Genomic DNA, 8,239 nt, shown 5'->3' on the forward strand with positions numbered 1-8,239 from the left:
CCGCCTCCCGTAACGGCCGGTCACCTGAGCCGGCCCTCCGGCAGTCCCCTCCTCCCCCAGGCCCCTCAGCCGGGACCTGGCCTCATCGCGTTGCCCTGCAGCCGTTCCAGATCGGACGGACGTACCTGGATGGTGAGGACGGCGATCAGCGCGGCGAGAACCGTGAAAATCGCGGCCATGACAAAGGCGGCCGACGCACCGGCGGTGAGTACCTCGTCGGACCAGGGCGGCGGGAGTTGCCCGGTGCGTTCGAATCGCAGGCGTTCGGTCGGGGTCGCCCGGGAGAGGAAGCGGGGGATCTGTTTCTCGGCCTCGTTGGTGCTGGCCGTGCCGTACATCGTGACGAGGATGGAGAGTCCGAGTGAACCGCCGACCTGCTGGGTGGCGTTGAGGAGGCCGGAGGCCGCCCCCGTCTCGTGGGTGGGGACGTTGGACAGCGCCATCAGGGTCAGCGAGACGAACTCCATGCCCATGCCCAGGCTGAAGACGAGTATCGGCCCGAGCACGCTGCCGGCGTACGTGGAGTGGACGTCGGTCAGCGTCAGCCAGCTCAGGCCGGCCGCCGCGAGGATCGCGCCCACCACCATGAACGGCTTGGGCCCGTACACGGGCAGGAACCGCGACGCCAGCCCGGCGCCGATCGCGATCACCGCGCTGACCGGCAGGAACGCGAACCCGGTGGCCAGGGGGCTGAAGTCCAGCACGTTCTGGGTGAAGAGCGTCAGGAAGAAGAACATGCCGAAGATCGCGGCGGCCAGGCACAGCATGATGCCGTACGTGCCCGCGCGGTTGCGGTCGGCGAACATGTGCAGCGGGGTGATGGGCTGCCGGGAATGCTTCTCCACCAGCACGAACACCACGAGGAGGACGACGGCCCCGGCGAACGCGCCCAGCGTCAGGGCGTCCCGCCAGCCGTCCTGGGCGGCCCGGATGAACCCGTACACCAGCAGGACCATGCCCACGGTGCAGGTCAGCGCGCCGATGATGTCGAAGTGGCCCGGATGGCGTTCGGACTCCCTGATCCAGCGGGGGGTGGCCAGGACGATGAGCAGCCCGATCGGCACGTTGACGAAGAGCACCCATCGCCAGTTCAGCCACTCCACGATCACGCCGCCCGCGAGCAGTCCGATCGCGCCGCCGCCGGCCGAGACCGCGGCGAAGACCCCGAACGCCCGGTTGCGTTCCGGCCCTTCGCGGAACGTCGTGCTGATCAGCGCGAGGGAGGTCGGCGACGCGATGGCACCGCCGACGCCCTGGAGGGCACGGGCGGCGAGGAGTTGACCGGAGTCCTGGGCGAGACCCCCGAGGAGGGAGGCCAGCACGAACAGCAGGACGCCGAAGACGAAGACCCGGCGCCGCCCGAGAATGTCACCGGCCCGGCCGCCGAGCAGCAACAGGCCGCCGAACGTCAGGGTGTACGCGTTGACCACCCAGGCCAGGCTCGTGGTCGAGAAGTCCAGGGACCGCTGGATGTCCGGCAGCGCGATGTTCACGATGGTGATGTCCAGCACCACCATCAGCTGACACGACGCGATGACGAACAGCGCCATCGCACCGCCGCCACCACCCGTTTCCCGGGTGGTGGTCCCCACTGGGGAGCTCGGCTGCGGGCTGTTGCTCATGGCGCATCGCTCGGCATCGGTCAGTGAACGGTCACGTCCACTCCTACGTCCGTTGTTCGACCGTACGCCCGCCCCGCGCCCGTCACCACTCGAACACCACGGGCCCGGACAGGCCCTGAGCCAGACCCTGAGCCAGGCCCTGGGCGCCACCGCCCGTCATGCGGGGCGCACGGCCCGTTACGGGTCAGTGGCCGCGGAACGCCTCTTCCAGCCACCAAGAGCCGTGGTCGGCGGTCACCTTGGCGTCGATGAGGAGGGGCGCGGAGCGGGGTCCTGCGAGCCAGGCTTCGAGGAGTTCGAGGTCGGTGGGGGTGCGTACGGTGATCGCCTCGAAGCCGTAGCCGCGGGCCAGGGCGGCGATGTCGGTCGGGGGGAAGGTGACCGTGTCGAGGGGGTGGCCGGCGGGCCCGAAGTGGTGGACCTCGGCTCCGTAGGCCTCGTCGTTGTGGACGACGACCACCATGGGCAGGCCGAGCCGTCGTACGGTGTCCAGTTCGACGGCGCCCATCAGGGCTCCGCCGTCGCCGAGGGCGGCCACCGGGAGACGGTCGGGGCGGGCCAGAGCCGCGCCGATGGTGGTGGCGAGGCCCAGGCCGATGGACTGGAAGGCCTGGGTGAAGCAGAAGCCGTGGTGGTCCGGCACCGACAGATAGGCGCTCGGGTGGCCCATGAAGTTGCCGGAGTCCACGCCGATCACGCGCTCCGCGGGCAGGAGGTCGTCCAGCGCGATGCTCAGCGTTCGTGGGTCGATCCGCCCCTGGCCGCTCTCGTCCTCGTACGGCACGTCCCGCCACCGTACGCGGGTGGCGATGGCGGCTCCGGTGTCGGCGGTCCGGTAGCCCTGCCGTGGGCCGCCGGCATCGCTGCCGCTCGCGCCGGTCGCGAGTACCTGACGTGCCGTGAGTTCCACGTCGCCGGTGACGCCCAGGTGCACCGGCCGGTGCGCGCCGAGGGCCGAGGGGTCGTCGTCGACCTGTACGACGGTGGTGTCGGGGCCGATCAGGGTGCCGTGGCGCATGGTCCACATGTTCAGGGAGCAGCCCCAGCCGATGATCAGGTCGGCGCCCTGGATGAGTTCGGTCGCGAGCGGTGAGGCGAAGCCTCCGGAGATGCCGAGGGACCAGGGGCTGTCGTGGAAGAGCCCGTGGGCGACGGCGGAGGTGGCGAGCAGGGCGCCGTGGCGGTCGGCGAGTGCGAGCAGGGCCTCACGGGCTCCGGGGGTGCGGGCGCCCCGGCCGGCCACGAAGACGGGGCGTCGGGATGTCTCCAAAGCCCTTGCCAGCCCTGCCACTTGGTCCGGGTCCGGTTCGACCGACGGTCGTGGGGGTGGCGGCGCGACCGTACGCGGCGCGGTGCCGGGGGCGTCCTGCGCCTGTACCTCCAGGGGCAGGTTGAGGAGTACCGTCCGGCGTTCGTGCAGGGCGAGACGTACGGCCGCGCAGGCCTCCTCCACTGCCGAGTCGGCCGAGGTGATGCGGGCCGTGGCCGCGCCGACCGCGTGCGCCAACGCCTCTTGGTCGATGTGGAAGTTGGACCTCGGCCGGGTGACCTCGGCGGCCAGAACGAGCAGCGGGGTGCGGCTCTTGGCGGCCTCGGTGATGCCGGTCATGGCGTTGGTGAGGCCGGGGCCCTGGTGCACGGTGAGCGCGGCGAGGGTGCCGCTCGTGCGTGCGTACGCGTCGGCCATGGTCGCCGCGCCGCCCTCGTGCCGGGCGGCGACGAATCGCGCGCCGGCCGCGACCAGGGCGTTGGTGAGGTGGAAGTTGCCGGAGCCGACCACGCCGAAGACATGGTCGATCCCGGACGCGTACAGAGCCCGGCCGACCGCTTCGGCGACCTTCATGAGCGCTCCACCAGGGCGAGGACCCGCGCGGGTGAGCCGGAACCCGCGACGATGGGCAGCGGCCCCGCGACGACGACGGCACCGGTCGGGGGCAGGGCCGCGAGGTTGCGCAGCTGGGTCAGGCCGTACTTGTCGTTGCCCAGGAAGTAGGAGTGGCACGGGAAGACCGGGTCGAACGAGTGGGCGCGTCCGGCGTCGGTGCCGACCGTCTCCACACCGAGGCCGATCACCGGTGTCTCGTACGCCACCCAGCGGGCGCAGTCCGCGGACAGGCCGGGGGTGTGCGGCCCGTTCTCGTCGGCGTTGAGGAACGTCTCCTGGGAGTGGGCGCGGGCGTCCCAACCGGTGCGCAGCAGCAGCCAACCGCCCTCGGGCAGCGGCCCGTTGTCGGCCTCCCACGCCTTGATGTGGTCCACCTCGACGAGGAAGTCGGGGTCCGCCGCCGCCTCGGCCGTGAAGTCCAGCACGGCCGCGGGCGCGATCAGCCGTCGTACCGGCACCGACGCCACGTCGTCCAGGTCCTTGCCCGAGACCCAGTGGACCGGTGCGTCGAAGTGGGTGCCGGTGTGCTCGCCGCTGCGGAAGTTGTTCCAGTACCAGGCCGGGCCCCGGTCGTCGTACCGGCTGATCTCCTCCAGCTCGAACACCTGCGTCTGGCCGAACTCGGGTGGCAGCTGGATCACCGGCGTCGACGACGACAACGGCGACGTGAGGTCGACGACTTCGATCCCACCACTGTGTATCCCGGCCACCAGGCCTGCGAGAACGGACGGCTTGACCATGTCGGCCTCCTGAGACGGTCGCGGCTGGGGTGAACTGTCCACCCTGCGGGGCATGGTGACGTCCTACCACCCTGCCCTGCCATGCCACCGAGAAATCGCTTGGCCGATCGAGCCGGACAGCGCTACGCTCGCCCGCGATGACGACTCACTCTGTTGACAGATTGGGGGTCCCGTCCGCGTCAGGTGAGTGCTGATGGGTACTCATATCGCGAACGGGGATTCCCGGCTTTCCTTCTGGGCGCGCGTGCGGGAGTTCGCCGTGCCGCCCTCGATGATCGAGGTCGCGACCGCCCGTCGACTTGTCGGCGACTGGGCGGGGGCGTGCGCTGCCGCAGGCATCGATGTCGATCTGAATGTGCGTGCGGTGGCGCGTACCTATGGGCAGGATCTCGCGGCCCGACTCCGCGACGACCTACGGCACTTGGCGCCGGACCTGTTGCGCTGGCACATGCCGAGGGTCGCTCCCGACGGGTTGTTGCGGCCGAGCCTCACCATCCCGCTGGCTCGGTACGACGCCGTGGGGCCCAAGGGTCCGTACCCGGTGCGACTCGTGGTGCGGACTCCGCCCGCCTGGGCGGACGGTGGGCAGCGGATCAGCCTCGCGTTGTGGGACGGGTCCCGCTCCGAGGTCGGTGGCTGCCGGCATCCGCATCCTCGTCCCAGTCGGCGGTTCCGGCTCGATCTGCATCGCCATCTGTGGGACGTGCGCAGGGTCGGTGAGCTGCGGGACCGGGCCGGGGTGGATGGGCTGACGGTCGAGGGTTCGCTCGGCCATGGGCTGCCCGTCGGTGGCCCCGCCGTGCCGGACCCGGCGTTGGCGGAGCTCGTACCGCCGGAGGCCGGCTGTGCCGTCGGGCGGTGGGCGGACGAGGCGGCGATCCTGTTGCGGGCCGAGGGGCGGTCCAGCGGGCCCGTCCTCGTACGGTTCGGGGGCCGGCGTCGGCTGATCCTGGACCTGGACACGGACGCCACCTCGTACACCGGCTCCGGTTCACATCCCGGTTCCGCCTCGTACCCCGGTTCTGGTCCGTACCCCAGTTCCGCCGCGGACACCGGCTCCGCCTCGCACACCGGTTCCGGTTCGTACACCGGTTCCGGTTCGTACCGCAGCTTCGGCTCGGACTTCGGTCTCGGCTCAGGCTTGGGCTCGGGTCCCGGCTCCGGCTCGGGACCCGGCTCGGGCTCCGGTCCCGGCTCCGGCTCGGGACCCGGCTCGGGCTCCGGTCCCGGCTCCGGCTTGGGACCCGGCTCCGGCTTCGGTCCCGGCTCCGGCTTGGGACCCGGCTCGGGCTCCGGTCCCGGCTCCGGCTCGGGACCCGGCTCGGGCTCCGGTCCCGGCTCCGGCTTGGGACCCGGCTCCGGCTTCGGTCCCGGCTCCGGTCCTGACTCCGGCTTGGGACCCGACTCCGGCTCGTGCCCCGGTCCAGGCCTCGGCCTGCGCTCGGGCCCCGCCTTCGGTTTGCGTTCAGCTCCGGCCTTCGGCTTGCGCTCGGAGCCGGTCTTGGGGTCGCTGCCGGTGCTGCCCGATGCCGCGACCTGGGTGTTGCCCGATCTGGAGTTGATCCGGGCGGGTGCGATCGAGATCGATCGGCTGCATCCGCTGGTCGCGTCGGCGTTGGTTCCGGGGCATGTCGCCAGGGGTCCGTCCCGGGCGCCGGAACAGGACGGGGGACCGCGGGTCGTGGAGTGCCGCGGTGCTCGGCATCGGATCGGGCTGGTCGACGGGGTGCTGGCCCCGTTGGACCACGATCCGGACGAGATCCGGCGGGAGGAACTGCTGGTCGCGCTGACCGGTACTCCACTCCCCTGTCTCCGCGCGATCGACGAGGCGCACCGTCGCCCGGACTGTCTGTCCGGCGTACGCGAACGCCTCGACCACGGCGACACCGCCGGTGCGCTGGCCGTCGTCGAGGGTCTGCTGGGCCCCGACGCGGTGTTGCGCGACGGTGCGCTGCGGGACGAGTTGGAGGAGGCGGCGCGGCGGCGGATCGCATACGGGTTGTACAGGGCGGGCCTGCTCGGGACCGACTCTTCCCGTGTTCGCCTCAGCGGTGGCCGTCGTCGTCCCCGCACTCGCCGCTCGCGCGACGCGCTCTTCTTCTAGGCCCGGGGCTCACGCCCCTGGCAACGCACCGGCTCACCCCCACCGGTCCGACCACACCACGGGGGATCTGCTTCCCATGCCCACATTCGGCTCACTACACATCAAAAGGTGATCACATATGCCCACTTGCACCCCGGCTGTCGCGCCCGTCGCCCCTTCCGACCGCGCTCCCTCCGACGACCACATCCCCTCCGGCCATGACCACGGCCCCCAAGCCCCCGCCTCCCAACTCGACGTCGCCGGCGACCTGCTGGCCCTGTTGCGCGAGACGACGACCGAACCGCGTCCCGACACACAGTTGGAGGCGCTGACGTTGGCCGTCGCCGCCGATCTGCCCGTACTGCTGTGGGGTGAGCCGGGGATCGGCAAGTCCGCGGCGTTGACGCAGCTCGCCGAGGCGCTGGATCTGCCGTTGACCACCGTGATCGCCAGCGTGCACGAGCCGTCGGACTTCTCGGGGTTGCCGATCGTGGGCGACGACCCGGCGGTGCAGGGTGTTCCGATGGCCCCGCCGGACTGGGCGGTGCGGCTGGTGCGGGCCGGTCGGGGGCTGCTGTTCCTGGACGAGTTGTCGACCGCGCCGCCGGCCGTGCAGGCGGCCCTGCTCCGGCTGGTGCTGGAGCGGCGGATCGGGGCGCTTCAACTGCCGCCCGGCGTACGCATCGTGGCCGCCGCCAATCCGCGCTCCTCGGCGGCCGACGGCTGGGAGCTGAGCCCGCCGTTGGCCAACCGGTTCGTGCATCTGCGGTGGGAGCACGACCACGAGGTCGTCGTGCGGGGTCTGGGCGGGACCTGGCCCCGGGCCACCTTGCCGCGGCTGGAGCCGGAGCGGCTGTCGGAGGCCGTGGACTTCGCCCGTCGCGCGGTGTGCGGGCTCCTCGCGGCCCGGCCCAAGCTCGTACACCAGTTGCCCAGCAGCGAGAGCCGACGGGGCGGGGCGTGGCCGTCACCCCGGAGTTGGGACATGACATTGCGTCTGATCGCCTTCGCCACGGCCTCCGGTGTCTCGCGTGATGTGCTCTCCCTGCTGGTCAGGGGGACCGTGGGGGACGGTCCGGGGCTGGAGTTGCTGGCCGGTCTGGACCGGATGGACCTCCCCGACCCCGAGGTGCTGCTCGCCGATCCGGCGGGTGCCGTCCTGCCCGAGCGCGGTGATCTGCGTCAGGCCGCGCTCGACGGTGTGGTCGCGGCGGTTCGCGCACGCCCGGAGAGGTCCCGTTGGGACGCGGCGTGGGCGCTTCTGGTCCGGGCCGTGGAGACGGGGGCGCCGGATCTCGTGGTCGTGCCCGCGACCACCCTCGCCTCGCTGCGGCGCGACGACTGGGACGTCCCGACGTCGATCGAGAAGCTCGCCGGCGTGGTGTCCCTGTCCCGCCGGGCCGACGAGGCAGCGATCCGGACGGCTCAGGCGGAGGCCCGGGCCGAGGCCAGGGCGAAGGTGGGCCGACGATGAGCACCACCGACACGATGGGCTCCGCCAACAGCGCGATGGGCCCCACCCCGGCGATCGACCCAGCCGACGTGACCAGTCCCACTGGCGCGACCGATCCGGCTGACGCGATGAGCACCACCGACCCGACCGACTCCACCGCCCCGACCGACTCCACCGACTCCACCGACGCGATGCCGTCCACCGGCTCGACAAGGCCCACCGCCGACACACCCAAGCCCCTGGACCTCGACAAGCTCTTCACCGCCCGGCTGCAGGCCGCCCGAGCCCGGCCCTATCTCGCGACCGCGCTGTTCGCCCTGCACACCGTCGAGTCCCGGCGGGTGCCCACCATGGCCGTCGACCGGTACTGGCGGTGCTACGTCTCACCGGTCTTCGTGGACCGGACGCCGGTGGAGGAACTGGCGGGCGTCTGGGTGCACGAGGTGTCGCACCTGT

At 71.8% G+C, this 8,239-nt stretch carries 6 protein-coding genes; 3 read left to right on the forward strand and 3 right to left on the reverse strand.

Annotation, left to right across the window (positions count from 1 at the left end; translation table 11 throughout):
* Window positions 1-65 precede the first annotated feature (65 nt).
* The 3 genes from STRIP9103_RS28935 to STRIP9103_RS28945 all read right to left on the reverse strand — a co-directional run bounded on the left by STRIP9103_RS28935 (window position 66) and on the right by STRIP9103_RS28945 (window position 4,247).
* Window positions 66-1,550: an MFS transporter gene (locus STRIP9103_RS28935; protein WP_048821176.1), complete on the reverse strand. Its 1,485-nt coding sequence runs from the start codon at window positions 1,548-1,550 to the stop codon at window positions 66-68.
* 256 nt (window positions 1,551-1,806) lie between these two features.
* On the reverse strand, window positions 1,807-3,465 hold the full coding sequence (locus STRIP9103_RS28940; protein WP_009326370.1) for a thiamine pyrophosphate-binding protein: 1,659 nt from the start codon (window positions 3,463-3,465) through the stop codon (window positions 1,807-1,809).
* Window positions 3,462-4,247, reverse strand: a complete 786-nt coding sequence (locus STRIP9103_RS28945; RefSeq protein WP_009326371.1) for a cyclase family protein — start codon at window positions 4,245-4,247, stop codon at window positions 3,462-3,464. Before STRIP9103_RS28945 ends, STRIP9103_RS28940 begins: the two co-directional genes overlap by 4 nt.
* Before the next feature lie 193 nt (window positions 4,248-4,440).
* Between STRIP9103_RS28945 and STRIP9103_RS52030 the strand changes: the two genes are divergently transcribed.
* The 3 genes from STRIP9103_RS52030 to STRIP9103_RS52035 form a co-directional block, all read left to right on the forward strand.
* Window positions 4,441-6,351, forward strand: a complete 1,911-nt coding sequence (locus tag STRIP9103_RS52030) for a hypothetical protein (protein WP_009326368.1) — start codon at window positions 4,441-4,443, stop codon at window positions 6,349-6,351.
* 118 nt (window positions 6,352-6,469) lie between these two features.
* Window positions 6,470-7,804, forward strand: a complete 1,335-nt coding sequence (locus STRIP9103_RS28955; RefSeq protein ID WP_009326366.1) for an AAA family ATPase — start codon at window positions 6,470-6,472, stop codon at window positions 7,802-7,804.
* A partial coding sequence (locus STRIP9103_RS52035) for a DUF2201 family putative metallopeptidase (protein ID WP_009326369.1) occupies window positions 7,801-8,239 on the forward strand: 439 nt, incomplete at its 3' end. The genes STRIP9103_RS28955 and STRIP9103_RS52035, both read left to right, overlap by 4 nt.

Origin of the sequence: Streptomyces ipomoeae 91-03 (assembly GCF_000317595.1) — a bacterium.
In the GTDB taxonomy this organism is placed as follows: Bacteria; Actinomycetota; Actinomycetes; order Streptomycetales; family Streptomycetaceae; genus Streptomyces; species Streptomyces ipomoeae.